Source organism: Streptomyces sp. WAC04114 (genome assembly GCF_019733245.1).
Taxonomy (GTDB): Bacteria; Actinomycetota; Actinomycetes; order Streptomycetales; family Streptomycetaceae; genus Streptomyces; species Streptomyces massasporeus_A.
The window spans coordinates 43,643-69,683 of the sequence record NZ_JAIGQA010000010.1; the positions used below are offsets into that span (position 1 = coordinate 43,643).

Annotated in this window: 20 protein-coding genes and 1 pseudogene; 10 read left to right on the forward strand and 11 right to left on the reverse strand. The window is 73.0% G+C overall.

The annotated features are described in order from the left end of the window. Positions 1-509: 509 nt before the first annotated feature. The 3 genes from K4G64_RS05385 to K4G64_RS05395 form a co-directional block, all read right to left on the reverse strand. Positions 510-1,760 (reverse strand): cation:proton antiporter, encoded by a 1,251-nt coding sequence (locus K4G64_RS05385; protein ID WP_221754861.1) that lies wholly within the window; start codon positions 1,758-1,760, stop codon positions 510-512. Between the two features lie 187 nt (positions 1,761-1,947). Beyond that, a complete protein-coding gene (locus tag K4G64_RS05390; protein WP_221754862.1) occupies positions 1,948-2,124 on the reverse strand; it encodes a hypothetical protein in 177 nt (58 codons plus the stop codon). A gap of 70 nt (positions 2,125-2,194) precedes the next feature. Continuing rightward, entirely contained in the window at positions 2,195-3,280 is a 1,086-nt protein-coding gene (locus K4G64_RS05395) for a M12 family metallopeptidase (RefSeq protein WP_221754863.1), read from the reverse strand. Between the two features lie 99 nt (positions 3,281-3,379). On the opposite strand from K4G64_RS05395, the gene K4G64_RS05400 reads away from it, so the two are divergent. After that, positions 3,380-5,107 carry a LuxR family transcriptional regulator gene (locus K4G64_RS05400; protein ID WP_221754864.1) on the forward strand — a complete coding sequence of 576 codons (1,728 nt, stop codon included), beginning with the start codon at positions 3,380-3,382 and terminating at the stop codon, positions 5,105-5,107. Positions 5,108-5,238: 131 nt separating this feature from the next. Here K4G64_RS05400 and K4G64_RS05405 read toward each other — a convergent pair whose 3' ends face one another. Beyond that, the gene (locus K4G64_RS05405; protein WP_221754885.1) at positions 5,239-7,806 is read right to left on the reverse strand and encodes a CHAT domain-containing protein; all 2,568 of its coding nucleotides are present in this window, start codon (positions 7,804-7,806) and stop codon (positions 5,239-5,241) included. Positions 7,807-7,975: 169 nt separating this feature from the next. Between K4G64_RS05405 and K4G64_RS05410 the strand changes: the two genes are divergently transcribed. The 3 genes from K4G64_RS05410 to K4G64_RS05420 all read left to right on the forward strand — a co-directional run bounded on the left by K4G64_RS05410 (position 7,976) and on the right by K4G64_RS05420 (position 10,589). Further along, positions 7,976-9,406, forward strand: coding sequence for a S8/S53 family peptidase (locus tag K4G64_RS05410; protein WP_221754865.1), 1,431 nt, complete (start codon positions 7,976-7,978; stop codon positions 9,404-9,406). Between the two features lie 62 nt (positions 9,407-9,468). Beyond that, positions 9,469-10,044: an RNA polymerase sigma factor gene (locus tag K4G64_RS05415; protein WP_097222155.1), complete on the forward strand. Its 576-nt coding sequence runs from the start codon at positions 9,469-9,471 to the stop codon at positions 10,042-10,044. A 5-nt stretch (positions 10,045-10,049) separates the two neighbouring features. Then, positions 10,050-10,589, forward strand: coding sequence for a hypothetical protein (locus K4G64_RS05420; RefSeq protein ID WP_374206365.1), 540 nt, complete (start codon positions 10,050-10,052; stop codon positions 10,587-10,589). Positions 10,590-10,664: 75 nt separating this feature from the next. On the opposite strand, the gene K4G64_RS05425 is transcribed toward K4G64_RS05420, so the two are convergent. Then, the gene (locus K4G64_RS05425) at positions 10,665-11,453 is read right to left on the reverse strand and encodes an N-formylglutamate amidohydrolase (protein WP_221754866.1); all 789 of its coding nucleotides are present in this window, start codon (positions 11,451-11,453) and stop codon (positions 10,665-10,667) included. Between the two features lie 81 nt (positions 11,454-11,534). Here K4G64_RS05425 and K4G64_RS05430 point away from each other — a divergent pair. Beyond that, positions 11,535-11,875: pseudogene (locus tag K4G64_RS05430) on the forward strand (DUF5713 family protein). A gap of 87 nt (positions 11,876-11,962) precedes the next feature. Here the strand turns inward: K4G64_RS05430 and K4G64_RS05435 are convergent. Then, on the reverse strand, positions 11,963-14,182 hold the full coding sequence (locus K4G64_RS05435; RefSeq protein ID WP_221754867.1) for an NADP-dependent isocitrate dehydrogenase: 2,220 nt from the start codon (positions 14,180-14,182) through the stop codon (positions 11,963-11,965). Between the two features lie 187 nt (positions 14,183-14,369). On the opposite strand from K4G64_RS05435, the gene K4G64_RS05440 reads away from it, so the two are divergent. Beyond that, positions 14,370-15,914 carry a M1 family metallopeptidase gene (locus K4G64_RS05440; protein ID WP_221754868.1) on the forward strand — a complete coding sequence of 515 codons (1,545 nt, stop codon included), beginning with the start codon at positions 14,370-14,372 and terminating at the stop codon, positions 15,912-15,914. Between the two features lie 69 nt (positions 15,915-15,983). Here the strand turns inward: K4G64_RS05440 and K4G64_RS05445 are convergent, their stop codons facing one another. From K4G64_RS05445 to K4G64_RS05455, 3 genes are all read right to left on the reverse strand, one after another. Next, positions 15,984-17,081: a mechanosensitive ion channel family protein gene (locus K4G64_RS05445; protein WP_221754869.1), complete on the reverse strand. Its 1,098-nt coding sequence runs from the start codon at positions 17,079-17,081 to the stop codon at positions 15,984-15,986. 234 nt (positions 17,082-17,315) lie between these two features. Continuing rightward, positions 17,316-18,080, reverse strand: coding sequence for a crotonase/enoyl-CoA hydratase family protein (locus K4G64_RS05450; RefSeq protein WP_221754870.1), 765 nt, complete (start codon positions 18,078-18,080; stop codon positions 17,316-17,318). Between the two features lie 69 nt (positions 18,081-18,149). Continuing rightward, on the reverse strand, positions 18,150-19,133 hold the full coding sequence (locus K4G64_RS05455) for a YbhN family protein (protein WP_374206366.1): 984 nt from the start codon (positions 19,131-19,133) through the stop codon (positions 18,150-18,152). 215 nt (positions 19,134-19,348) lie between these two features. Between K4G64_RS05455 and K4G64_RS05460 the strand changes: the two genes are divergently transcribed. The 4 genes from K4G64_RS05460 to K4G64_RS05475 all read left to right on the forward strand — a co-directional run bounded on the left by K4G64_RS05460 (position 19,349) and on the right by K4G64_RS05475 (position 24,241). Further along, on the forward strand, positions 19,349-21,244 hold the full coding sequence (locus K4G64_RS05460) for an ABC transporter ATP-binding protein (protein WP_221754888.1): 1,896 nt from the start codon (positions 19,349-19,351) through the stop codon (positions 21,242-21,244). Positions 21,245-21,318: 74 nt separating this feature from the next. Further along, a complete protein-coding gene (locus tag K4G64_RS05465) occupies positions 21,319-21,819 on the forward strand; it encodes a hypothetical protein (RefSeq protein WP_221754871.1) in 501 nt (166 codons plus the stop codon). Positions 21,820-21,914: 95 nt separating this feature from the next. After that, positions 21,915-23,543 (forward strand): ATP-binding protein, encoded by a 1,629-nt coding sequence (locus tag K4G64_RS05470; protein ID WP_221754872.1) that lies wholly within the window; start codon positions 21,915-21,917, stop codon positions 23,541-23,543. Continuing rightward, on the forward strand, positions 23,540-24,241 hold the full coding sequence (locus K4G64_RS05475) for a response regulator (RefSeq protein ID WP_221754873.1): 702 nt from the start codon (positions 23,540-23,542) through the stop codon (positions 24,239-24,241). Before K4G64_RS05470 ends, K4G64_RS05475 begins: the two co-directional genes overlap by 4 nt. On the opposite strand, the gene K4G64_RS05480 is transcribed toward K4G64_RS05475, so the two are convergent. Together K4G64_RS05480 and K4G64_RS05485 are read right to left on the reverse strand one after the other, a co-directional pair. Beyond that, positions 24,223-24,702, reverse strand: coding sequence for a MarR family winged helix-turn-helix transcriptional regulator (locus K4G64_RS05480; protein ID WP_221754874.1), 480 nt, complete (start codon positions 24,700-24,702; stop codon positions 24,223-24,225). The two genes, K4G64_RS05475 and K4G64_RS05480, sit on opposite strands and share 19 nt — an antisense overlap. Before the next feature lie 159 nt (positions 24,703-24,861). After that, entirely contained in the window at positions 24,862-25,809 is a 948-nt protein-coding gene (locus tag K4G64_RS05485) for a methionyl-tRNA formyltransferase (RefSeq protein ID WP_221754875.1), read from the reverse strand. Positions 25,810-26,041 lie beyond the last annotated feature (232 nt).

Genomic DNA, 26,041 nt, shown 5'->3' on the forward strand with positions numbered 1-26,041 from the left:
GCACAGGTGTGCGCACGGCCGGTGGAAGAGACCGAGCAGGGGACGGGGATCGGGACTCCACGGCGCGCAGGAGCGCCCCTCACCGCCCGGCGCGAACAGGTGCGTCACGGCGGCAGTTGCCGAACACGAGTGCGCCACTCCGCCGAGATCCGTTCCGTCATCTGCCCGATCAGGGTGACGGCCGCGAGCAGGTACACCCCGTCGAGGAATCCGCCAGCCCGCCGGAGCCGCCCATGTCCGCCGGCGCCCCCGGCGGGTCGCCCGCGGGCCATGACGGCGTCGCAGACCTGCTCGGCGTCGCCCCCGTGCTTGTCGCCCCATGCGTCGAGCGACTCACGCCGCCCTTCGGTCCGGGCACCCGGACGGTTCCCTCACCGCTGGCGGGCCCCCATGGCGCAGAGAAGCAGCAGGGCACCGAGCAGGACGGGTTCCAGCGCGGACGAGCTGTCGGCGAGGGCCGGTGGAGATCCGCGTGTCGCCGTGGTGAGGAGACGCCGTATGCCCTTCGGTCACGCGGAGGACCGCAGCCCGTCGGCCGCGGGCGGCACTTCGCCCCGTCTGCCCTCGCCGGCCGCCTGACGCCGGGGGAGAGACTGCTCCGGGGCAGCGGGCCGGCGGTTCTTCCCGGCGCGGTGGCGCGACCAGCAGCCGAACAGGGTCTGCGCCCCGTAATGCAGCAGATTGACCGTCACCACCGCCGGGGCGACGATGCCGACCGTCTTCGGGAAGTCTCGTTCGAGGGTGAGGGCGAGCAGCACGGCCGTGAGCCCGTTCTGCTGGCCGATGCCCAGCAGGACCCGGTCCCTTCGGGACAGACCGCGGACGAAGAGCGGCATCAGCAGCACGGCCACCACTGCCTGCGCCACGAACGCCGAGGCGCCGAGCAGCAGTCCCGGCCCGAGTGAGACCCCCTGGGCGACGAACAGGCCCAGCAGGACGGTGGCGAGCAGGAAGGCGCTGGTGACCGCCCGTGCGAGAGGCCGGGTGAACGCCCGCGTGCGCAGGAACAGTCCGGCCACCGCCACGGCCAGCATGAGCATGTTCGCCGCGGCGAGCAGCAGCATGACCACGACCACGAGGGCGGCGAGCGGTGTCGCCGGACGCCGGGGGCGCTCGGGCCGCTCCCCGGCCCGCCGGGCAGGCCACAGCCTGCCGCCCGCCCACCACACCAGCAGGGCACCGGCCAGCAGCAGCGCGTTGAGTGCCAGTCCGAGGGCGTACCCCCGGGCGCCGCCGCCCATCACCGAGGGCGTGCCGGTGTGCCCGGCGGCCGTGTAGGCGTAGCCGGCGGCGTACAGCGTCAGCAGGACCGTCATCGGATCGTCGAAGGAGGCCCAGGCCGTGAGCAGGGAGCGGGCGCGCTGCGACATGTGCCCGTCCTTGCTGAGGGCGGCCACCGACAGCGGGTCGATCTGCGCGACCACGATGCCGAGGACCAGGTACTCCGGGCGGTCGAAGGCCCAGACCATGACGCCCGAGATCATCCCCGCCTTGAGGACGACACCCAGCGTCACCGCGGCCACCACGCCCCGCAGGTCACGGCGCAGATCCGCGAGATCGATGCCGTACGTGCTGCCGTACAGCCCCACGGCGAGCAGCAGCCCCGTGGCGACGACGTATCCGGTGGTGCCGACCAGGGGCGACGGGTCCGCCGCCAGGCCGATCAGAGTTCCCAGGACCAGCGCGCCGAGCGCGCCGAGCAGAACGGCCGGAACCGGCGGCAGCTTCCGCCGGGCACGGTCGCGTCGGGACGTCTCCACTCGCTTCCCCCCATCCCCCGCCGGCGCGCCCCGAGCGCGGTCGGGCCACAGGCACCTCGTGCGCCGGTCGATACGGATGTGCGACCGCGAGAGCACATCAAGCGTAGAAGTCGGAACCCGGACGGCGTGACACCATTGCCGGCCGTTCCTTGCACGCTGCCCGGTGGCGACCGCCGCCGAACGCTCTTCACCCGTAGGGCGGATCCACAGCGCCTCGGCCGGTGCGCCCCGCGTCCGCCCCCTGCCCCCGGCCGGACATCGGCGTGAACGCGCGGATGGCGGCGCACGCGCCGGTGGGCCACGCGGCCCGCGGGAGCCAGCGGCCCCGGCACATGGCGTGGTCGAGGACGTCACCCACCCCCATGGGCGACGTCCTCGACCGCTCCCCCGGTGCCGGACTGTGGCTCAGGTGTCCGCGCGGCGGATGGCTGCCGTCACCAGCACATCACCGCCGTCTCGCCACTGCCCCAGGCGGAGTAGAGGCGTACGCGGACGACATAGCGCCGGCCCTTGACGAGCCGGGCGCCGATCGTGGCGTTCTGCTCGGTTCCCCCGTCGTCCCGGCCCGCGACGTAGCGGGGCCGTCCGTCCCGCTCCTCGAAGAGCACCACCACGGCATCGCAGTCGCCGAAGGTGCCCAGCGTGTACGTGCGGGTCTCCGGCGGGTCGATCACGAAGTCCGCCTGTTCGCCCGGGCCGAGCCCGAGCGGCGCCGAGCGGAACGGCACCAGCGCGGGCGAGCCCTGCGGATGCGCCGGCGGATACCAGCGCAGCACCGACTCCTTGTCGGTGGCCGACAGCGTGCCGGGCGGGTTGAGTCCCCCGCGATACTGCTCCGGCTCCAGGATCAGCCCCGGCGCGAACGGGAACTCCATGATCGAGTGCGGGTCCCAGAAGGAACCGTTGGCCTCGTCCGGGCCGAGCTTGCGCAGGATGTTGTAGTGAGTCCGCTCCCGGCTCCAGTGGTGCGGCGGGCCCGCCAGTTCGGCGTAGACGGCCTCGTCGTCCCAGTGGATGCCCGCGAACGGACTCTGGTGCTCGTGCAGCATGCCGAGCGCGTGCCCGATCTGGTGCAGGGCCGTCGCGCGCTCCCCGGGCGCGGTCAGGTCCCAGCCGAAATTCATGGTGCGTTCCTGCCGACCGGCTAGCAGCGCGTCCCGGCCCACCGACGACCAGGAGCCGTCGCCGGCCTGGAACCCGATGCGCAGTTCGGCCTCCGAGCGGTCGTCGACCTCGGTGAAGGCGATCCCGATGCCGAGGTCCTGCCACTCCCGGATGCACGACCGCACCACGTCACGCTGCTCCTCGGCACCGGCCCACGACACCCGCCGCGTCATCCCCCTCCCCGGCACGGGGATGACGGACGCGTCGGTGTCACCGTCGAAGAACCAGTAGTGCAGAACGGTGCCGTTGACCCACCTTCGCCGCCCGCCCGCGAGCGCGCTCAGCCGCTCGGCCGCCGGCCCCGGTGCGAGGGCGGGCGCCGGCGCCTGAGCCAGCGAGCAGTAGCGTGCGGTCATGGGCCACAGCCTGCCCTGCGGACCGTGCCGGGCGCCTGAGTCGGGGGCTACTCAAGTCGCCCTGTATCAAAGGTGAGTAGCCGCGCTCATGTCTGTGTGATGACTTACGAGAGGCACGCCACGACGCTGGAGCTGCCCTGGCCGTTCGCCGGGCGGGAGGACGAACTGGAGCTGGTCCGGCGGTCGTTGACCGGCGTACGGCGCGGCATCGTGGTGACGGGCCCGGCGGGCTGCGGCAAGACCCGCCTCGTCGCCGAGGCGGTCCGCGGCACCGACTGCGCGCGGGCGGCCGGTACGCCCGAGAGCCGGACCATCCCCTTCGCGGCGTTCGCCCATCTGCTGCCGGAGTCGGTCTCGTTGCACCGCGCGGTCCGGCTGCTGTCCGATGTCCGCACGCTGCTGGTGGACGACGCACATCTCCTCGACGACGCCTCGGCCGCCCTCGTCCACCAACTCGCCGTGCACGGACGGACCCGGCTGCTGGTCGTCGCCACGGACGGCACCCCGGTGCCCGGCGCGATCTCCCGGCTGTGGACCGGCGAACTGCTGCCGCGCCTCGCGCTGGAGCCGCTGTCCGAGGAGGAGACCGGCCGGCTGCTCACGGCCGGCGCCGGGCCGCTCGACGCGCTCACCGCGAACCGGCTGCTCCGCCTGAGCCGGGGCGACCTGCGGCTGCTGCGCGACCTGCTGGGAGCGGTGCGCGGGCTGCTGACCGCCGTCCCGGACACCGACGAGCGGGCCTGGCGGGGCCCCGTCCCGCTGACCACGGCCGTCCGTGAACGCACCGCCCCGGTCCTCGGCCGGACCTGCCCCCTCGAACGCGAGACCCTGGACCGCCTCGCCTTCGCCGAGCCCCTGCCCCCGCACCTGGACGACCTGGACCTCGGCGCGCTCGAAGTGCTGGAGTCCGACGGCCTGATCGAGGTCGACGACCACGGTGCCGTCCGCCTTTCCCACCCCTTGTACGGGCCGGTGCTCCGAGCCGTGGCGGGCCGGCTGCGGGCCCGCCGCCTGGCCCGGACGGCCGACGCCTACGCCGCAGCCCTCGACGCCGAGTCGACCGCCCTGGCCCGCCGGATCGAGCAGGCCGATGTACGGGCGGTGGCCACGCCGGTGGGGGAGTGGCTGGTCGCCGGGGGCGGTGTGCTGCCGGGCGGGTACGCAGCCGTGCGCGCCCGGTTCGCGTGGTTGCGCGGGGAGGTGCGGGAGGCGGCGGCCTGGGCGCGGGAAGGCCTGCGGGGCGAGCCCGGGCACGCGTCCTGCCGGGCCGAACTCGACCGTGCCTCGGCGGCGGTGGACAGCCCGGGCGGTCCGGACCCGGACGCGGAGGCCCTCTCCGACCCCTACGACGCCGTGCGCCTCGGCGCCCCCGAGAAGGTCATCGACCGGCTCGGCGGCGTCTTCGCCCGGCACGCCGACGCACTCACCCGTGCCGACGGACCGGACCTGGACGAGGTGGCCGGGGAGCTGGAGCGGCGGGGCTTCCTGCTGTTCGCCGCCGAGGCGTACGCCCAGGCCGTGGGTGTCCACCGCGATCCGCGCGCCGCCCGGCACTCCCGTGCCCGGGCCGTCGCCCTGGCCCGGCGCTGCCAGGGCGCCCGCACGCCCGCGCTGTCCGGGCTGGTCCTCGGCGAACTCACCGCCCGGCAGCGGCAGATCGTCACCCTGGCGGCGACAGGCCTCACCAACCGGCAGATCGCCGAGCGCCTCACGCTGTCCGTCCGCACCGTCGGCAATCACCTGTACAGCGCCTACGCCCGCCTCGGCGCGAGCGACCGCGGCGCCCTGCCGTGGCTGGACCACACACCCGAGGCCCAGCCGGCCTGAGCAGGCCCAGGACCGGCGGCCTGACCCGAACAGGGGACGGGTCAGGCCGCCCCGAGTGCAGGGAACCGGGTCGGGCCCCGGCGGGTCGGGCAGAGGCCCGGGCCCCGGCCCCTCCCCGAACCCAACCCGCGTCAGGCCGCCCCGAACGCCGAGAACGCCCAGCCCGTCGCCTGGTGGAGCGCGTCGCCCGGCAGGGCGGCCCGGGCGTCGCGCAGGGCCTCCGCCAGGGACAGGCCGGCGTCCAGGCCCTTGTGCAGCGCGAGCATCAGCGGCACCACCGCGGCGTCGTTCACGGGCGCGCTGCACGCCACCACCCCGGCGGTGCCGAGCGGTAGCAACGCCGTGACCAGGCCCAGCAGTTCGTCGGCGCCGACGGAGGCGAGGCGGGCGGTGTCGCAGCAGGACAGGATGATCCGGTACGGGCTGCGGTCCAGTCGCTCGAAGTCGTGCACGACGATCGGCCCGTCGGCCATCCGCAGGGACGAGAACAGCGGACTGTCCGCGCGGAACGTGCCGTGCGCGGCGATGTGTGCCAGCGCCGCCCCGTCCAGCTCCTCCAGCACCCGCGGCACCCGCGCCTCGTCCTCCTCCAGGACCGTCGCACAGCCGTATCGGCCGGCCAGCTCGGGCACCTCGGCACCGCCGGTCGCCAGGCCCGGGCCGCGCACCAGCACATGGCAGCCCTCGGCCGGCGGCGCGGTCTCCCGGGCCCGCAGCCAGCTGCCCGCCGACGGCGACACGCTGAGCACCCGTTCCCGCAGTGACGGCAGCAGCGCCCACGGCACCCGGTGCAGCCGCCCCGGCGGCACGATCACCACCGGACCCCGGCCCAGCTGCGCCGCGGCCGGTCCGAGGAGCAGTTCCTCCAGCCGCCGGCCCGCCGCCTCCACCACCGCAAGCCGGGCCTCGGCCCCCGGGTGGGCCAGCCGCCGCAGCCCCGCCTGCACGTGCTCGGCCTCGGTCTCGGCCTCGGCGAGCAGCCCGGCCTCGAAACGGCGCACCCGCCCCCGCCCGCACAGCAGGACCTGCACCCGCCCGTCGAGGACGGCCAGCTCCACCAACAGGACCTCGTCGCCCAGCCGCTCCAGCAGCCGGCCGACGTCGAACCGGTCGCCGTCCCCGGGCGCATCGCCCCTCATGTGCAGTGTGCGGGAGCGGATCTCCCGCTCCAGACGCCGCTGTTCGCGCTCCAGCGCAGGAACCGGCCGGCCCTCCATCCGGGCGGCCTCCGCACGCGAGGCGATCTCCCGGAACGCCGTCATGCCGCTGAGCAGCTCCGGGTCGGCGGGCGGCCGGGTCGGCGGTGTGGACAGCACGGTCGCACGCCAGCGCTCGCTCCACACCAGCAGCCGCCGCGGCCCGCCGGAGACCAGACTGGCCCGCTGCGCCAAAGCGGCCAGCTCCGCGCCCTGTTCGGTGGCACGGGCCCGCAGCTCCGAGGCGCCGAGCGTCATCCGGTGATCGTCCAGGACGTCCAGGCCCCGTCGGCAGGCCTCCAGCACGCCCCGGGCCGACCCGGCGGCCTGTGCCCGCAGCGCCTGCGCCGCCCAGCCCGTCATCCGCGCCAGGGGCGGACCACTGCGCCGGCTGCGCGCCGCCACGGCCAAGTGCCGCTCCGCGTCAGCCGTCCAGCCCAGGTCCAGCGCGATCCGGCCCGCGAGCAGCGAGGCCTCCGGCGCGGCCGGGGAGCCGAAGGACGCCAGCCTCCCGGCCACCGCGGCGGCGTCGGCGACCAGCCGCCCCGAGCCGCGCCCGGCCGCGTGCCGGGCCTCGATCAGCACCAGCCGGGCGTGCGTCTCCCACCAGGTGCGCCGCTGCCCGGCGAACAGCCGTACCGCGAGGGCCGCGCGGGCGATCGCCGTGTGCGGATCGCCCGCCGGCCGGGCGGCCCGCGCGGCGGCCAGCAGCAGTTCCGCCTTGCGGGTGGACTGCCCGCCGATGCCGTCCAGCTTCCCGATCGCCGCGTCCGCCTCGGCCAGCGCCTCCGGTGCCAGACCCGCCGCCATCAGCACCTCGCAGCGCCGGATGTTCAGCATGAACGTCGGCGTGCCGAGCCGGGCGTACCGCTCCTCCGCCTCGTCCAGCAGCCGCAGCGCCGCCGGTACGTCCCCCGACCGGAACGCGGCCAGGCCACGGCTCTCCACCGCATCGGCCTTGTCGTGCTCCTGGCCGGTGGTGTCCCACAGCGCCTCCGCCGCCGTGAAGTCCGCCTCCGCCCGCTCCACCGACCCCAGCGCCAGATGCACGGTGGCCCGCAGGGTCAGCGCCCGCGCCGTCCAGATCACGTCGTCCGCCTGCCGCAGCACGGGCACCGCCCGGCGCACGTCCTCCAGCGCCTCCCGATGACGGCCGAGCACCCACCACACGTACGCCCGCCGGTACAGCACCCGGGCCCTGGTGTGCCCCGCGCCCCGCGCGACACCCCGCTCGAAGGCCGCCAGGCCCTCCCGGGTGCGGCCCGCGTGCACCAGCGCCACGCCCAGCGTGGCCAGCACGTCGGCCTCCCGGTCGGCCGAGTCGGCGCGCGCCGCGCACTCCCGGGCCCGCCGCAGATGGTGCAGCGCGAGCCGCAGATCGCCGAAATCCCGCTGCCAGATGCCGATCACCTGGTGGGCGACCGAGGCGTCCAGCGGGGCGGGGTCGGCGTCGAGCAGCGCCCGGGCCCTCGCGAGCGCCTCGCCCGGGTCGGCGAACACCATCGGCAGCAGTTCCGTCACCGAGTCGCTTCCCGCTGTCACTTTTCGGATGGTAGTGGTCCCGGGGCGCACCACACAGGTTTCGAGCTGTATCAAGGGAGGGCGGGGCGGCTCTTGTTGACGACCGCTCAGCGGTACCGGCCGACGCCGTCGCACCAACGGGAGGACCCGCATGGCACCTCAGCGATTCCACGAGCAGTTCGACCAGATCCAGCGCTCGATGCCGGACGTCCCCCTGGCGATGGGCCCGGACGACTCGGCGGAGTTCATGTACGAGAAGGGTGTGGTCCTCGTCCGCGACGGCGAGGAGGCCCGGATCGTGGAGGACACGGTACGGGCGCACTTCACGGCCGCACCCGACCTCGACCAGGAGCAGATCCGCCGGGCGGGCCCGCAGACCAACCGCAGCGGCATCACCCGCATCCGGGTCGGCGACCCCGGTGAGGGGGCCCGGGACGCCGACCGCGCCGTCGCCCACGCCCTGCGCTCCGTGCGGGAACAGGAGTCCCGGACCGGGCGCCGGATGGTCGCCCGCAACCACGTGGTGCACATCGCGGTCAACGCCTGCCCCGGCGACGAACCGGTCCCCGCCCCGCTCAGCGAGCCGCCCAACCCGGCCGCCGCCGACACGCCCCACGACCCGGACACCGCCGTCGGCGTCCTCGTCGTCGACACCGGCCTCATGCGCGACTACCGCTCCTGCGGCCTGCTGGCCCACACCGGCGGCGACGCCCAGGTGCGGGAGTGCGACGACCAGGGCGTCCTCCAGCAGTACGTCGGCCACGGCACGTTCATCGCCGGGCTCGTCGCCGCCGTCGCGCCCAACACCGACATCACCGTCCGCGGCACCCTCAACGACGCCGGCGCGATCCTGGAGTCGGAGTTCGGCGAGAAGCTCTTCGAGGCCGTCGACGCCGGAGGCTGGCCCGACGTCCTCAGCCTCTCCGCCGGCACCTCCAACGGCCGCACCGACGGTCTGCTCGGCGTCGAGAACTTCATGCGGGAACTGCGCGAGCAGCGCACCCTGCTGGTCGCCGCCGCCGGCAACAACGCCAGCGCGGCGCCCTTCTGGCCGGCCGCCTACGCCGATCTGCCCGGCTGGGAGGACTCCGTGCTGTCGGTCGGTGCCCTGCGCAGCGACGGCGAGTTCGGCGCCTGCTTCACCAACCACGGCCCCTGGGTGAAGGTCTACGCCCCCGGAGAGCGCCTCACCAGCGCCCTCACCGGCTTCGACTCGCCCGTCCCGTACGTGTACCAGCACTCCACGTACGACGCCTGCCGCTACGGCTTCTCCTACGGCTGTACCTGCCAGCACCCCCGCCACAGCGGCGTGCTGAGCGACGAGGGCAACGCGGCCAAGCCGGACCAGGTGATGTTCGAGGGGTACGCGCAGTGGAGCGGCACCTCCTTCGCCACCCCCGTGACCGCCGGCCTGGTCGCCGCCCACATGACGGCGCACAAGGAGACCGACCCGCGCGCGGCCCGGCGGCAACTGCTGTCCGCCAACGCCGAGTTCGCGGAGGTGCGCGGCGCGCACGTACCGGCACTGCGTCCGCCCACCTGGCGCCCCGTCCCGGTCGTGCGCCTCGGCCCCGGGCTGTGAGGACCGGAGCCGCCCCCTGCACGGCGTACGATGACGTGCCGTATTCGAGGGGTGGGGCTGCCGTGGACCGTACTGATGCCGGCGCGCTCGTCCAGGCGGCCGCCGACGGTGACGCGGGGGCCTGGAAGGCGCTCGTGGAGGGGCTGAGCCCACTGGTGTGGTCCGTCGTCCGGGCCCACCGGCTCTCGGACGCCGACGCCCACGAGGTGTACCAGACCGCTTGGTTCCGCTTCGCCCAGCACCTCGGACGGATCCGCGAGCCCGGCAAGGCCGGCGCGTGGCTGGCCAGCACCGCCCGCCACGAGTGTCTCAAGGTCATCAGGAACTCCCAGCGGCTGACCCTGACGGACGATCCACGGCTGCTGGACCGGGTCAGCGAGGACGGCACGCCCGAACAGTCGCTGCTCGACTCCGAGGAGGCCGCCGCGCAGAGCGAACGCGTACGGCGGCTGTGGCAGGAGTTCGAGGAACTGGGCGAGCGGTGCAGGCAGTTGCTGCGCGTGCTGATGGCGACGCCGCCGCCCAGCTACCAGGACGTGTCCGCCGCGCTGGGGATCGCGGTGGGCAGCATCGGGCCGCTGCGCCAGCGCTGTCTGCGGCGCCTGCGGGCCCGGCTCGAGGCGCGGGGGGCGATGTGAGCGACATGAACGACATGAACGACGACGACCTCAACGAAGATCCGTCCTCGCGGGGCAGGAACGGCCTGGGCGACGACGACCTGTCGGGCGAAGGGGACTGGGGGGACGACGAGTTCGACGCCGGGTTGCTGGAGGAGGAGCTGCGGCAGGCCGCCGCCGTGCTCGACCCGGTGCCTGGGGAGCTCCAGCAGCTCGCGGTCGACGCCTACGCGCTGCACGACCTGGACGCGCGCGTGGCGGAGTTGACCTTCGACTCGCTGGTCGACGCCCTGCCGGTCCGGGGCGTCACCGACGTGCCCCGGATGCTGACCTTCCGGGCCGGCGAGGTGACCGTCGACGTCGAGGTGACCGCACGGGGACTGATGGGGCAGGTGCTGCCGCCCCAGCCGGCCCGCATCGAGGTCCTCGGCGGACCGCGCCCCGGCTCCCCGCTCACGGCCGACGACCTGGGCCGCTTCACCGGCGACGTGCCCCTGTCCGGCCCGTTCGCCCTGCGGCTGCGGACGGGCGAGGACGTGGTGGTCACGGAATGGCTGCGGGCCTAGTCACCGGGCCGGTGGGCTGAGACACCGGGCCGGGGCCGGCCATCGGGCCGGGCCCCGGATCACCCGCTGTACGGCTCAGCGGGACACGGCGTCGACCAGCCGGGCCAGTGCCCCGCCGAGCCGCTCCAGCCCGGGCCCCGCGGGGCCGCCCGGCTCGGTCATGTAGGTGTCCCGGCGGATCTCCACCATGAGCGCGCTCACCTCGGGCCGCTTCCCGTAGAACTCCAGGGGGACGTAGGTCCCGCTGAACGGGGTGTCGAGCTCCGTCTCCCCGAACGCCACCCGGGCCGCGTCCAGCAGCGCGGGAGGCGTGTGGAAGGAGTCGGTGCCGAGACAGACCGCCGGGCGGGGCCCCTCCCCGTGCAGCTCGTAGGGCAGCCTCCGGCTCGGGTAGGAGTGCACGTCGACGATCACGGCTCGCCCGGTGGCTGCCAGCCGGTCCGCCACGGCCTCGGTCATCGCCCGCGCGTAGGGCAGGAAGTACCGCTCGACGAGCGGGCCGGCCTCGACGCCCTCGGACCGCAGCGCCTCGCCGTGCGTGGTCCGCGTGTACACCGCCCCCATCCCGACGGCGAGCATCTCCTCACGCGCGTCCGGGAACCGCTCCGGGTCGACGACCAGCCGCGACAGCCGGTTGACGAACCGCCACGGCGTGACGCCGGCCAGCTCGGCCGCGACCTCGGCGATCCGGTCGGTGTGCGCGTCCGTGATGTGGTCCAGCTCCCGTGCCAGTTCGTCGTCACCGAGCGCGATGCCCGCGCGCACGCTCCGCGGTATCTCCCGCGCGGCGTGCGGCACATGGAGGATCACCGGGGAATGTCCGGCCCCGGGCAGCAGCTCGAAAGGCGGCGGGACGTCGGTCACGAGGCGGCTCCATGGGCGTTGTCAGTGGTGTCCGGCAGGATCAAGGTGCCACATCGACCGACCATCGAGGCCGAGGACGCCATGCCGATCAGCAACCAGCAGGTGAGCACCCACCCGTTCCTCCGGGGGCTGTACGACGACGGCTACTACCCGGACCACGTGGTGGACCGCGGCCGCGCGATCCTCCTCGCCCTGTGCGAGCGCATCGAGCGGGAGCGCCCCGCCGGCCTCCCCGCGCTGTACGCGCTGACTCAGGCGGCCACGGAGGAGTTCAACGACCTTCAGGCCGCGTTCGAGGCGGACGGCAGTGAGATCGAGACGGTGGCCCGGGAGGAGATGCCGGGGACTTCGCCTTCGTCGCGTCCGCGTACGGCTTCCCGGACGCGGACGTGGAGGAGCTGATCGCCACGCGGGAGTGGTGAGGCCCGGGGAGGGGCGCGCACGGCTCCGCCCCGGCCGGGCGCTGTGCCGGCCGGGGCGGAGTCAGCGGGCCGAAGCGGCCCGGGGCGTCAGCTCAGGGACGCGAGGGCCTCGTTCCACGTGGTGGACGGGCGCATGACCCGCTCGGCCTTCGCCGGGTCGGGCTGGTAGTAGCCGCCGATGTCGACCGGCTTGCCCTGCACGGCGCTCAGCTCGTCGACGATCTTCTGCTCGTTCGCGGCGAGCGTCTCGGCGAGCGGGGCGAAGGCCTTCGCCAGGTCCGCGTCGTCGGTCTGCCCGGCCAGCTCCTGCGCCCAGTACAGGGACAGGTAGAAGTGGCTGCCGCGGTTGTCGATGCCGCCGACGCGCCGGGTCGGGGACTTGTCCTCCTCGAGGAAGGTCGCCGTGGCGCGGTCGAGCGTGTCGGCCAGGATCTGGGCGCGGGTGTTGCCCGCCACCTTCGCGAGCTGCTCGAAGGACGGCACCAGGGCGAAGAACTCACCCAGGGAGTCCCAGCGCAGGTAGTTCTCCTTGACCAGCTGCTGCACGTGCTTCGGCGCCGAGCCGCCCGCACCCGTCTCGAACAGGCCGCCGCCCGCCATCAGCGGGACGACCGACAGCATCTTGGCGCTGGTGCCCAGCTCCAGGATCGGGAACAGGTCGGTCAGGTAGTCGCGCAGCACGTTGCCCGTGACCGAGATCGTGTTCTCGCCGCGGCGGATGCGCTCCACGGACAGCTTCGTCGCCTCGACCGGGTTGAGGATCCGGATGTCCAGGCCCTCGGTGTCGTGCTCGGCGAGGTAGGTGTTGACCTTGGCGATCAGGTTGGCGTCGTGCGCGCGGGTCTCGTCCAGCCAGAACACCGCCGGGTCGCCGGTGGCGCGGGCGCGGGTGACGGCCAGCTTCACCCAGTCCTTGATCGGCGCGTCCTTGGTCTGGCAGGCGCGGAAGATGTCACCGGCCGAGACCGTCTGCTCGATGACGGCGGTGCCGTTGGCGTCGACCAGGCGCACCGTGCCCGTGGTGGCGATCTCGAAGGTCTTGTCGTGGCTGCCGTACTCCTCGGCCTTCTGCGCCATGAGGCCGACGTTCGGCACCGTGCCCATGGTCGACGGGTCGAAGGCGCCGTTGGCCCGGCAGTCCTCGATCACGGCCTGGTAGACGCCCGCGTAGGAGGAGTCCGGGATGACCGCGAGGGCGTCGTGCTCCTGCCCGTCCGGGCCCCACATGTGGCCGGAGGTGCGGATCATGGCCGGCATGGAGGCGTCGATGATGACGTCCGAGGGCACGTGCAGGTTGGTGATGCCCTTGTCGGAGTCGACCATCGCCAGCTCCGGGCCCTCGGCGAGCTCGGCGTCGAAGGAGGCCTTGATCTCGGCGCCCTCCGGCAGGGCGTCCAGGCCCTTCCAGATGCCGCCCAGGCCGTCGTTCGGGGTGAGGCCGGCCGTGGCGAGCTTGTCGCCGTACTGCGCGAACGTCTTCGGGAAGAAGGCGCGCACCACGTGGCCGAAGACGATCGGGTCGGAGACCTTCATCATCGTGGCCTTCAGGTGCACCGAGAACAGCACGCCCTCGGCCTTGGCCTTGGCGACCTGCGCGGTCAGGAACTCGCGCAGCGCGGCGACGCGCATCACGGAAGCGTCGACGACCTCGCCGGCGAGCACGGGTACCGACTCGCGCAGCACCGTGGTGGTGCCGTCGTCGCCGACCAGCTCGATGCGCAGCGTGCCGTCCTCGGCGATCACGACGGACTTCTCGGTGGAGCGGAAGTCGTTCTGGCCCATGGTCGCCACGTTGGTCTTGGACTCGGGGGTCCAGGCGCCCATGCGGTGCGGGTGGGACTTGGCGTAGTTCTTGACCGAGGCGGGGGCGCGCCGGTCGGAGTTGCCCTCACGCAGGACCGGGTTCACGGCGGAGCCCTTGACCTTGTCGTAGCGGGCGCGGATCTCGCGCTCCTCGTCGGTCTTGGGGTCGTCCGGGTAGTCCGGCAGCGCGTAGCCCTGGCCCTGCAGCTCGGCGACGGCGGCCTTGAGCTGGGGGATGGACGCCGAGATGTTCGGCAGCTTGATGATGTTGGCGGCGGGCGTCTTGGCCAGCTCGCCGAGCTCCGCGAGGGCGTCCGGGATGCGCTGGTCCTCGGTCAGGTACTCCGGGAACACGGCGATGATGCGCCCGGCCAGCGAGATGTCGCGGGTCTCCACGGCGACACCCGCCTGCGAGGCGTACGCCCGGACCACCGGCAGGAAGGAATACGTCGCCAGTGCGGGGGCCTCGTCAGTGTGCGTATAGATGATGGTCGAGTCAGTCACCGGGTGCTCCGCTCCACGTCTGCAACATTGCTCGACATCAAGATATCTCGTGAGCGACCTCGTCTCGACAGGGGTCCGCGACCAGTTTCGCGCAACCGATCGCCCCGCTCCCGTGTCTGGGAGAGAGATCACTCACTCCAAGCCACGGCCGGACCTGACCACCCGGCCGTCCGAGCGAAAGCGGACCATGAGATATCGCACCAGAGTGACGGCCCCCGTGGTTGCCCTTCTCGGCACGGCGGCGGCTCTGACCACGGGGATTCCCGCCCAGGCGGCCGGCCGGACCGGCGCCACGCCGGGCGCCGAGACCCTCGGCGACCCCGTCTACCCCGCCCTCGGCAATGACGGATACCGCGTCTCGGCCTACCACCTCGACTTCGCGTACGACGCCACTACCAAGCTCGTCGAGGCCACCGCGACCCTGACCATCCGCACCACCCAGGCCCTCAGCCGCCTCTCCCTGGACGCGCGCGGCCTGGACATACGCTCCGTCCGGATCAACGGCCGCACGGCCGCCTTCGAGCAGGTGGCCGAGAAGCTGCGGATCACCCCCGCCCGGTCGCTCCCGGCGAAGGCCCGGGCCAGGGTGTCCGTGGCCTACGGCGCCGACCCGCGCCGGACCCCGCCGCCCACCGGCGGCTGGGTGGCCACCCCGGACGGATTCGCGGTGTGCTGCCAGCCGGATCTGGCGCACACCGTCTTCCCCTGCAACGACCACCCCTCCGACAAGGCCGACTTCACCTTCCGCCTCACCGTGCCCGACGGGCTGCGGGGCGTCGCCAGCGGCACACTGGTGCGCACCGAGCAGCTGTCCGGCGGCCGGACCGCGTACACATACTGCTCCCGCTCGCCGATCGCCACCGAGGTGGTGCAGATCACCGTCGGCGACTACGTGATCAAGGACCGGCAGGGCCCGCACGGGCTGCCGCTGCGGGACGTCGTGCCCGTCGCCCGGGCCACCGCGCTGGAACCGGCCCTGGCGCTCACCCCGGCGCTGGTGTCGTGGGTCGAGCAGCGGCTCGGCGCGTACCCCTTCGAGACGTACGGCCTGCTGCCCTGCAACAACGACGCCTCGAACGCCTTCGACTTCACGGGTCTGGAGACCCAGACCCTCACGATCTACAAGCCGAACTACCTCCTCCAGGAGGAGAGCAAGATCGGCTCGCACATGATGCACGAGCTGGTCCACTCCTACTTCGGCAACAGCGTCACCCCCGCCACCTGGGCCGACCTGTGGCTGAACGAGGGCCACGCCGACTTCTACGGGCTGCTGTACCGCTACGAGCGCGGCTGGGCCGATTCGCTGGGCATGACCACGCTGGAAGCCCGCATGAAGCACACCTACGCCCAGGGCGACCAGTGGCGTCGCGACTCCGGGCCGGTGGCGGCGCCCAACGCGGCCAACCTGTTCGACAGCCAGCGCTACCTGGGCGGCGTGCTCGTGCTGTACGCGCTGCGGCAGCAGGTCGGCGAGGAGGCCTTCACCGCCCTGGAGCGCGCGTTCCTGGAGCGCTACCGCGACTCCACCGCCTCCACGCAGGACTACATCGCCGTCGCCTCGGAGGTCTCCGGCCAGGACCTCGGCGGCTTCCTGCAGGACTGGCTGTACGGCACGAAGACGCCGCGGATGCCGGGGCACCCGGACTGGACGGTCACGCCGGCGAAGGCGTCCCTCTCTGCGCCGCGTGACCGCAGGGACAGCCACCGCCACGAGAACTCCGCGACGCTGTAGAGAACCGGGGGCGCCTCGGCCGGGCCCGCGTGCCTCGGCCGGGCGCGCCCCGGTCCGCCCCGGCGCGCCTCAGTCGAACCGGGCGGTGCTCAGCCCGCCCGGCTCGATCTCGCCGGTGCGCTGCTGCGGGATGACGACCCCGCCCTGCTGAAGCGCCACCGTCCGGGCCGGGGCGGGGATGCGGATGCCCTCCGAGCGGTAGCGCTTGTGCAGGCGCTTGATGAACTCGTGCTTGATCCGGTACTGGTCGCTGAACTCGCCGACGCCCAGGATGACGGTGAAGCCGATGCGGGAGTCGCCGAAGGTGTGGAACCTGATGATGGGCTCGTGGTCCGGCACGGCGCCGTCGACCTCGGTCATCGTCTCGGCGATGACCTCGTTGGTCACCCGCTCCACGTGGTCGAGGTCGCTGTCGTAGGCCACTCCGACCTGGACCAGGATGGTCAGCTGCTCCTCGGGGCGCATGAAGTTGGTCATGTTCGCCTGCGCGAGCTGACCGTTGGGGAGCACGATGAGGTTGTTGGACAGATTGCGGATCGTCGTCTGCCGCCAGTTGATGTCCTCGACGTAGCCCTCCTCGCCGCTGCTGAGCTTGATGTAGTCACCGGGCTGGACGGTCTTGGAGGCGAGGATGTGGATGCCCGCGAAGAGGTTGGCGAGGGTGTCCTGAAGCGCCAGCGCGACCGCCAGACCGCCGACACCGAGGGCGGTGAGCAGCGGGGCTATGGAGATGCCCAGGGTCTGGAGCACCACCAGGAAGCCGATCGCCAGGACCAGGATCCGGGTGATGTTGACGAAGATCGTGGCCGATCCGGCGACCCCGGAGCGGGACTGCGTGACCGTGCGCACCAGCCCGGTCACCACCCGTGCCACCGACACCGTCGCGACGAAGATGAGCAGCACGGTGAGCACCTGGTTGGTGGTGTGCTGCACCGTGCGGGTCAGCGGCAGCACCGCCGCCGCGCCCGCCACGCCGCCCACGACCGCGGCCCAGGGCACCACGGCCCGCAGCGCGTGCACGATGACGTCGTCGCCGGTCCAGCGCGTGCGGTCGGCGTGCCTGCCCAGCCAGCGCAGCAGGATGCGCAGCGCGAACGCCGCCAGCAGGCCCGAGGCGAGGGCGATGCCGGCGAACAGCAGATCGTCCACGGTGAGTGCCCGGTTCACCGGTCACCTCCGGGGCGGGGAGCTGCCGCGAACGCCGCCGTCAGCGGTCGGATGTGAAGTCTCGTCACGTCGTCACCTGCTCGTCTTCCGGGATGTCCGAAGGTGCCCGACCACCCTGACCCGCGGTCGGCACGATCGTTCATCCTGCCGTATCCCGTACGGGGCTCCGTACCGCGGACGGGGGTGGGCGGAGCGTGAGTTACTGCACATGACGCACTGTCACGCCCGGCTCGCTCACCGGCCCGTGAACGACCCGTGCCGGCCCTCGCCGGAGGCGAACCGGGCGGCTCCTTCGAGGCTCTCGGCCAGGACGCCCATGCCGTGCCGGAACTCGGTGTGCAGCGCGGCCGGTTCATCCAGGCCCTCCTGGTCCAGGACGGAGGCCCGGTCGGAGCGCAGGCAGCTCTGCGGGAACCGGGCGATCTCCGCGGCCAGTTCCTCGGCCGCGGCACGGGATCGGCCGGGTGGCACCAGGCGGTTGACCAGCCCCATGCCGTGGGCCTCGGCGGCCGGGACGGGGCGGCCGGTGAGGATCAGGTCGAGGGCGCGGCTCGTGCCGATCAGCCGGGGCAGCCGCACGGTGCCGCCGTCGATGAGGGGCACGCCCCAGCGGCGGCAGAACACGCCGAACACGGCGTCCTCCTCGGCGATGCGCAGATCGCACCAGAGGGCCAGCTCCAGACCCCCGGCCACGGCGTGCCCGGCGACGGCGGCGATCACGGGCTTGGACAGCCGCAGCCGCGTAGGGCCCATCGGACCGTCGCCTTCCGGTTCGACCCGGTTGCCGCGCTCGGTGCCGAGGGCCTTGAGGTCGGCGCCGGCGCAGAACGTGCCGCCCTCACCCCACAGCACCGCCACCCGGGCCTCGTCGTCCGCGTCGAACTCCCGGAAGGCGGCGAGGAGTTCCGCCGCGGTCGGACGGTCGACCGCGTTGCGTGCCTCGGGGCGGGAGAGGACGACGGTGGTCACGTGGCCCTGGCGTTCGGTCCGCACCGGCATGTGAAGTCCCTTCTGCGTGACGGAATCGGCACGCTACCCGGGTGGGATCATCTTCAGCCGGAACCCGGATCAGATCACCTTCAGCCGGACCAGCGCCGCCAGCGTCAGCGCGCCCGGCACCAGCGGCAGCCAGACGGTGATGACCCGGAAGGCCAGGACCACCGCGGTGGCCACCGCGGCCGGGCCGCCCGCCGCCACCAGCGCGATGACGAGCGCCGCCTCCACCGAGCCGATGCCGCCGGGTGTGGGCACCAGCGCGACGGCGACCGTCGCCGCCAGGTAGGCCACCGCCATGTGCGCGGCCGGGACGTCCAGCCCCAGCGCCCGCCCCGTCAGCACCAGGACGGACGCCTGCAGGGCCGGGAAGGCGAAGGACCCGCCCCACAGCGCCAGCGCGCGCGCCGGACGGGTGTGCACCGTTCGCGCCTCCCCGAGCGCCGTCCGCAGGAACGACACCAGGGCCAAGCGCAGCCGTCGCACGAGGACGAGCACGGTCACGGCGATCACGAGCACCACCGCGATGCCGGCCAGCAGCGGACCGAACGCCGTCTCCGGCATCAGCGCGCCGAGCCGCAGCGCGTCGGGGAACGCGACGAGCAGGGCGCCCAGCAGCGCGACCCGGCCGATGCTCTCGGCGAGCAGGTACAGGCCGAGGGCCGCCGAGGAGCGGGCGAGCGGCAGCCCGCACACGGTCATGAACCGCAGGTTGACCGCGCTCGCGCCCAGACCGGTCGGCAGCAGGTGGTTGGCCGCGCCGGCCGCGAACTGCGTGGCCAGCAGTCGTCGTCGGGGCAGTCGCTCGACGACCGCGCCCTGCCGGGTGCAGGAGGCGGCGACCCAGGTCAGACAGGTCGCGCCGACCGCGGCCAGCAGCCAGGGCCACTCGGCGGTGCCCAGATGCGCGAAACCGGCGGCCAGCACCGACCGGTGCTGCACCGCGACCACGGTCACGAGCAGGAGCGGGAGCAGACACAGGATCTGCCTCAGGCGGCGGACCGGGACGCGACGGGGGAGTCGTCCCGGGCGGAGTTCGGGGAGTTGTACCGCTGTCACGTCTTCAGAGGCTGTCCAGGCCGTGCCAACTGCGGGTTGCGGGAGCGGGGACTGGGGATTGCGCGCGGAAAGCGGCTGGGTGGGGAGCGTCATCGGGGCCTTTGCGCGGAGGGACGGGGAAGAGGGGGATCGGGCTGATTGTGCGGGATGTCGGGGAAATGCGCGAGCTCCTTGACCTCAAGATTGCTTGAGGTTCTACGGTCGCTCCCATGAGCATGGAGACCACGGCGTGGACACAGCTGCACAGTGTCATCAACGCCGAACAGGACCGCCGTCCCTTCGCCTTGGCGACCCTGCGTCGCATCGGCGCGTTCGCCCGCCCGCACCGGCGCCGCATCGCCCTCTTCGTCCTGCTCGGCGTGGGCACCGCCCTGCTGGCCGTGGCGACCCCCGTCCTGGCCGGGTGGGTCGTGGACACGATCGTGTCGGGCGGGGACGAGGGCAGGGTCGTACGCCTGGCCCTGCTCATCGCGCTGATCGCGTTGGCAGAGGCGGCGCTGGGCATCCTCGGCCGGAGACTGTCCGCGACACTCGGGGAGCATCTGATCCTCGATCTGCGGACCGCGGTCTTCGACCATGTGCAGCGCATGCCGGTCGCGTTCTTCACACGCACTCGTACGGGCGCCCTCGTCTCCCGGCTCAACAACGACGTCATCGGCGCCCAGCGCGCGTTCAGCAACACCCTCTCCGGAGTGGTCAGCAACCTCGTCACGCTGCTGCTCACGCTCGCGGTGATGCTCACGCTGTCCTGGCAGATCACCCTGCTCGCCCTGGTGCTGCTGCCGGTGTTCGTGATCCCGGCCCGGCGCATGGGCAGCCGGATGGCCCGGATGCAGCGGGAGGCCGCGACGCTGAACGCGGCGATGGGCACCCGCATGACCGAACGGTTCTCCGCCCCCGGCGCCACCCTGGTCAAACTCTTCGGCCGTCCCGAGGAGGAGTCGCGGGAGTTCGCCGAACGAGCCCGCCGGGTCGCGGACATCGGGGTCCGGACGGCGACCGCCCAGGCGGCCTTCATCACCGCGCTCACCCTGGTCTCCGCCCTCGCCCTGGCCCTCGTCTACGGCCTCGGCGGCTGGTTCGCGCTGCGCGGCGCCCTCGAACCCGGCGCGGTCGTGTCGCTCGCCCTGCTCCTGACCCGGCTCTACGCGCCGCTGACGGCGCTCGCGGGGGCGCGCGTCGAGGTGATGAGCGCCCTGGTCAGCTTCGAGCGGGTCTTCGAGGTGCTCGACCTCCGGCCGCTCATCGAGGAGAAGCCGGACGCGCGACCGGTGCCCGAGGGGCCCGTGGCGGTCGAGTTCGACAACGTCCGCTTCGGCTACCCGGCGGCCGACAAGGTCTCCCTCGCCTCCCTCGAAGAGGTCGCCTCCCTGGACAAGCGGGGCGGCGACGAAGTCCTGCACGGCCTGTCCTTCCGCGCCGAACCCGGCCAGACCGTGGCGCTCGTCGGCTCCTCCGGCGCGGGCAAGTCGACCATCGCCCAGCTCATGCCGCGCCTGTACGACACCGACGAGGGCGCCGTGCGCATCGGCGGCGTCGACGTCCGCGACCTCACGGCCGGGTCGCTGCGGCAGACCCTCGGCATGGTCACCCAGGACGGCCACCTCTTCCACGACACCGTCCGCGCCAACCTCCTGCTCGCCCGCCCCGAGGCCACGGAGGACGACCTGTGGGACGCCCTGCGCCGGGCCCGCCTCGACGACCTCGTGCGCTCCCTGCCCGACGGCCTCGACACCGTGGTCGGCGAACGCGGCTACCGCCTGTCCGGCGGGGAACGCCAGCGCATGACCATCGCCCGGCTGCTGCTGGCCCGCCAGCGCGTCGTCATCCTCGACGAGGCCACCGCCCACCTCGACAACACCTCCGAGGCAGCCGTCCAGGAAGCCCTCACCGAAGCACTCGAGGGCCGGACCGCCGTCGTGATCGCCCACCGCCTCTCCACCGTCCGCGCGGCCGACCAGATCCTGGTCGTCGAGGCCGGCCGGATCGTGGAACGGGGCACGCACGAGGAACTCCTCGCGGCCGGACGGCGGTACGCGGAGCTGTACCGCACCCAGTTCGCGGGCCCGGCCGACGGGACGCGGGGCGAGGCGGTGGAGGAGGCCGCGTGAGGCGTGAACGCCCGCCCGGACCTGTGCGTACTCCTGTCGAAAGCCTGCCGAAAGACCGCACCCGGAGAGGCGACGTGTCCCAGCCGCAACCGACCGCACGATCCCCCCGCCGCACCCCCTCCCGCGCCCACCGGCCGCGCGCCCTCGCGGCGGCCGGCGCCCTGATCGTCCTCCCCCTGGTCACGGCCTGCGGCGGTGACGACGGCGAGGGCACCGACGGCGCCAAGGCGGCGCCGAGCGTGACCGCCGCTCCCGCCGCCGGAGTCGTCGCACCGGCCAAGGTGGAGGTGATCGCCGGGCTCACCGGCTGCAAGGCGAAGATCCGCATCGACGCCGACGAACTGCGCCAGGGCCTGTGCCACACCAAGAAGGCCGACTACCTCATCACCACCTTCCCCGAGGAGAGGTTCAAGGAGACCTGGCTGGAGGAGGCACGCGTCTACGGCGGCAAGTACCTCGTGGGCCCGCGCTGGGTGGTCAGCGTGAAACCGGCACTGCTGGAGTCCTTCCGCGCGAAGCTCGGCGGCACGATCAGGGAGTTGCGGGGCATCGGCCCCAAGCCGAGCGGGCGGTGACCTCTCTCTTTCGATTTCGGCTGGTGGGCGTCATGATGGTCCGGCTCGGCACATGAGCCGCCCCCCTCGCGGCGGCATCGGAGATTGAGTTCGTCGTGGTCGCCACCTTTCGTCGCCATTCGCTCGCGGGCGAGATGCTGGTGCTCCAGCTCGCCATCGTCGTGGTGGTGCTGCTGGCTGTCGCCGCGGTCTCCCTCGCCCAGTCGCAGGCCACCTTCAACCGCGTCGAGGGACGCCGGGTGAGCGCGCTCGCCGAACAGCTGGCCGCCAACCCCCTGGTCCGCAGCCAGCTGGTGCGCCCCGCGCCGGGCGAGGCGCTCGCCCCGCTGGTGCTCTCCACACAGGCCCAGTCGGGGGTGACGTCGGTGTCGGTGGCCGACGGGGCCGGGCGGATCGTCAGTTCCACGAACCCCACGGTCGTCGGGGAACGGATGCAGCTCGGGCCGGGCACGGCCCGCGGGCGCGGCTGGTCCGGGCAGCTGACCCTGGACGGCGACCGCGAGCTGGCCGCCCAGGTGCCCGTGCTCGGGGCGACGGAGGAGAACCTGGGCCGGATCCTCGGCACGGTGATGATCGGCGAGGCCGATCCGACGGTGTGGCAGCGGCTCAACGGCGCCTCCTCCTATCTGCTCGCCTACCTCGGCATCGCCAGCGGACTCGGCGTCGCCGGCTCCTGGCTGCTGGCGCGGCGGGTGAAACGGCAGACCCTCGGCCTGGAGCCGGGCGAGATCGCCGGACTCGCCGAACACCGGGAGGCGATGCTGTACGGGATCGCCGAGGGGGTGATCGCCCTGGACCCGCAGCACCGGCTCACCCTCGTCAACGACATGGGGCGCCGGCTGCTCGACCTGCCCGAGGACTGCGTCGGCCAGAGCCTTACCGGCCTCGGCATCGACGGGCGGCTGCGCGACGTGCTGTCCGGCACGGCCGCCGGCGAGCGCGACGAGGTGGTCGTGCGCCACGGCCGGGTCCTGGTGATGAACCGGATGACCGTCGCCAAGGACGGCCGGCCGCTCGGCTCGGTCACCACCCTGCGCGACCGCACCGAACTGGCCCGGCTGGAGCGGGAGATCGGTTCCTTCCGCAGTTCCTCCGAGCTGCTGCGCGCACAGGCGCACGAGTTCGCCAACCAGCTGCACACCATCTCCGGGCTGATCCAGATCGGTGAGCAGGACGAAGTCGTGCGCTACATACGCACGTTGAGCCGGCACCGCCAGTCCCTGGACGTCACCCTCAGCCGCCGAGTCCGGGACACCGCGGTGGCCGCGCTGCTGATGGCGAAGGCGTCCCTGGCGGCCGAGCGGAAGGTCAGCCTGCGCATCTCGGACGACACCGCGCTGGAGCGCCTCGCCCCGGAGGACGCCGCCGATGTGGCGACCGTGGTGGGCAACCTGGTGGACAACGCCGTCGACGCCGCCGCAGCCCGGGACGACGCCTGGGTGGAGGTCGCGCTGCGGCAGGACGCCTCCAGCGTGGAGATCGCGGTCCGCGACTCCGGGCCCGGGGTCGCCCCCGAGCTGGCCCGCGAGGTGTTCTCCCACGGCTTCACCACCAAGGCCGCCCGCGAGGGCGAGCGCGGCATCGGACTGGCCCTGACCAAGCTGGTCTGCGAACGGCACGGGGGAGAGATCTCGGTGGCCAACACCCCCGAAGGGGCCGTGTTCACCGCACGCATGACCGTCAGCCACCTGACCGGCACGGTGGCGGAAGGAGCGGCCCCATGACCGAGGCGAGCGACAAGGGGGGCGCGATCGACGTCCTCGTGGTCGACGACGACTTCATGGTGGCCCGGGTCCACCGCGCGTTCGTCGAACGCGTCGAGCCGTTCCGCGTCGTCGGCACGGCCCACACGGGGGAGCAGGCCGTCGAGGCGGTCGACGAGCTGCGCCCCGACCTCGTCCTGCTGGACCTCTATCTGCCCGACCTCTTCGGCCTCGATGTCATACCCCGGCTGCGCACCGCGGGCCATGACTGCGATGTCATGGTCGTCAGCGCGGCGACGGAGGCCGACACCGTGCGCGGTGCGGTCCGCCGCGGCGTCGTCGACTACCTCCTCAAACCCTTCGAGTTCGCGGACTTGCGGCTGCGGCTGGAGAGATACGCCGCTCAGCGGGGGCGGCTGCTCACGACGGTGGTCCGGGGGCAGGCGGACGTGGACCGCGTCCTGGCCGGCGCCTTCGTCCCCGCCCCGGCGCACACCCTGCCCAAGGGCATGAGCGTGGAGACCGCCGAACTCGTCGAACAGGCCCTGCGCGAGGCGGACGGCACCCTCTCCGCCACCGAGTGCGCGGCTCTGACCGGCGTCTCGCGCGTCAGCGCCCGCCGCTACCTGGAGTACTTCCACGGCACGGGCAGCGCCGAGGTGTCCCTGCGCTACGGCGTCGCCGGCCGGCCCGAACGCCGTTACGCCTGGCGAGCCTGAGCCGCCGTCCGCGACCCTGCGGCGGGGCCCGTCGCCTCGTGGTGGGTGTGCACGCGCCGCAGCAGGGAGGCGAGTTGCTCGCGTTCGGCCTCGCTCAACGGCGTCAGGATGTCGTCGTCAGCGGAGGCGATGTCGGCGTTGAGATGCTCGAGGGCGCTCCTGCCCTCCGGGGTGATGCGCACGTCGACGCGGCGGCGGTCGGTGAGGCTGCGGACGCATTCGACCTGCCCGGCGCCGGCCAGGTCCTTCACGATCCGCGCGAGGTCACTGGCGTTCATGTCCAGCCGGGCGGCCAGCACACCCTTGGGCTGCGCACCGAGGTCGGCGACCAGGGTCAGGACGGTCAGATGCCACAGCCGCAGCTCCCTCGCGGTGAGCTTCTCCGACAGGGTGCGGCGGGCGGCCTTTCCCGTCGCGTACATCAGGTACGCGCTGAGGTTCAGCACGCTGGGCGGGGTCATGTGTGAACGGTAGCCCGGCTGTGCCCGCGCTGTGAACGCCGGTCGAAGATGCGTCACTTGGGAGTGGAGGCGGGGTAGCGCGCGTGACCGCCGCCGCGCGGACCGGGTCCGCGCGGCGGCGATGCCGGCCGGCCCCGGGACCGTACCGGGGCCGGCACGTCAGGGGCGGTCGGTGAGGTAGCCGCCCATGGAGGTGAAGTACTCGGCCGCGGGCAACTCCCGGCCGTCCTCGGTGCGTACCCGCGTGATGGCGAGACCGCGGTTGCGTCCGGTGCGGGCGTCGGCGCCGGCGACGATCACCACGCCGTCGCCCTCACGGTAGAAGATGCGGCCGGGCGTGCCGCCGTAGCGGCCCTCGGAGACGAACGAGGCCAGGACGTCGAGCCGCCTGCCCCGGTGGAAGGTGTAGGCGCTCGGGTACGGCTCGGACTGGGCGCGCACCAGGCGCTCCAGGTCCTCGGCCGGCCAGCTCCAGTCGATGCGGCTGTCCTCGTCGGCGCGCTTGTGGAAGAAGGACGCCTGGGAGCGGTCCTGCTTCGTGAACTCGGTCCGGCCGGCGGCGATCAGACCGAGCGCGCCGATGGTGACCGGGGCGATGAGGTCGACGGTCTTGTGGAAGAGGTCGGTCGCCGTGTCCGTCGGCCCGACCGGCACCGCCTCCTGCCGGACGATGTCTCCTGCGTCGAGCTCGTCGTTCATCATGTGCGCCGTGACGCCCACTTCGGGCTCGCCGTTGATGAGCGCCCAGATCAGCGGGGAGAACCCGGCGTACTTCGGCAGCAGGGAGTCGTGCACGTTCAGCGTGCCGTGGCGCGGCAGGCCGAAGATGCGCGGGGGGATCCAGGTGCGCCAGTTGTTGGCCACGATGATGTCCGGGTCGGCCTCCTTGAGGCGCTCGAACAGCTCCTCGTCGTCCGGGCGGTTGCGGATCAGCACCGGCACGCCGTGCTCCTCGGCGAGGTCGGCGACCGAGTCGCTCCAGATCTTCTCGTAGGCGTGCTCGCTCTTGGGGTGGGTCACGACCAGCACGACGTCGTGCTCGGACTCCAGGAGGGCTTGCAGGGTGCGGTGCCCCCAGGTCTGGTAACCGAACATGACGACCCGCATGGGGTTCCTCCTCAGAGCAAGACAGTGGCCGACGCAAGTAAAGCAAGGCTTACCTTAGTTCGCAACGGGTCGGCGAGATCGCCCAGTTGACGGAGTCCGATCGGGTCGGTGTCCGTTTTGCCCTGTCGACACCTCAACTTGTTTAGCTTAGGCTCACCTAAGTTCTTTGGCGTGCCGCCTCGTTGGCATGCCCGCCTTTCCTTCCCTCCACACCTGACACGCGGCTGCCCCG

Bases quoted from the DNA above. Each gene is read 5' to 3' on its own strand.
- K4G64_RS05390 (WP_221754862.1), bottom strand. From the start codon at position 2,124: ATGGGGGTGGGTGACGTCCTCGACCACGCCATGTGCCGGGGCCGCTGG.
- K4G64_RS05395 (WP_221754863.1), bottom strand. From the start codon at position 3,280: ATGACCGCACGCTACTGCTCGCTGGCTCAGGCGCCGGCGCCCGCCCTC.
- K4G64_RS05400 (WP_221754864.1), top strand. From the start codon at position 3,380: ATGACTTACGAGAGGCACGCCACGACGCTGGAGCTGCCCTGGCCGTTC.
- K4G64_RS05405 (WP_221754885.1), bottom strand. From the start codon at position 7,806: ATGGTGTTCGCCGACCCGGGCGAGGCGCTCGCGAGGGCCCGGGCGCTG.
- K4G64_RS05410 (WP_221754865.1), top strand. From the start codon at position 7,976: ATGGCACCTCAGCGATTCCACGAGCAGTTCGACCAGATCCAGCGCTCG.
- K4G64_RS05420 (WP_374206365.1), top strand. From the start codon at position 10,050: ATGAACGACATGAACGACGACGACCTCAACGAAGATCCGTCCTCGCGG.
- K4G64_RS05440 (WP_221754868.1), top strand. From the start codon at position 14,370: ATGAGATATCGCACCAGAGTGACGGCCCCCGTGGTTGCCCTTCTCGGC.
- K4G64_RS05450 (WP_221754870.1), bottom strand. From the start codon at position 18,080: ATGCCGGTGCGGACCGAACGCCAGGGCCACGTGACCACCGTCGTCCTC.
- K4G64_RS05460 (WP_221754888.1), top strand. From the start codon at position 19,349: ATGGAGACCACGGCGTGGACACAGCTGCACAGTGTCATCAACGCCGAA.
- K4G64_RS05475 (WP_221754873.1), top strand. From the start codon at position 23,540: ATGACCGAGGCGAGCGACAAGGGGGGCGCGATCGACGTCCTCGTGGTC.
- K4G64_RS05480 (WP_221754874.1), bottom strand. From the start codon at position 24,702: ATGACCCCGCCCAGCGTGCTGAACCTCAGCGCGTACCTGATGTACGCG.
- K4G64_RS05485 (WP_221754875.1), bottom strand. From the start codon at position 25,809: ATGCGGGTCGTCATGTTCGGTTACCAGACCTGGGGGCACCGCACCCTG.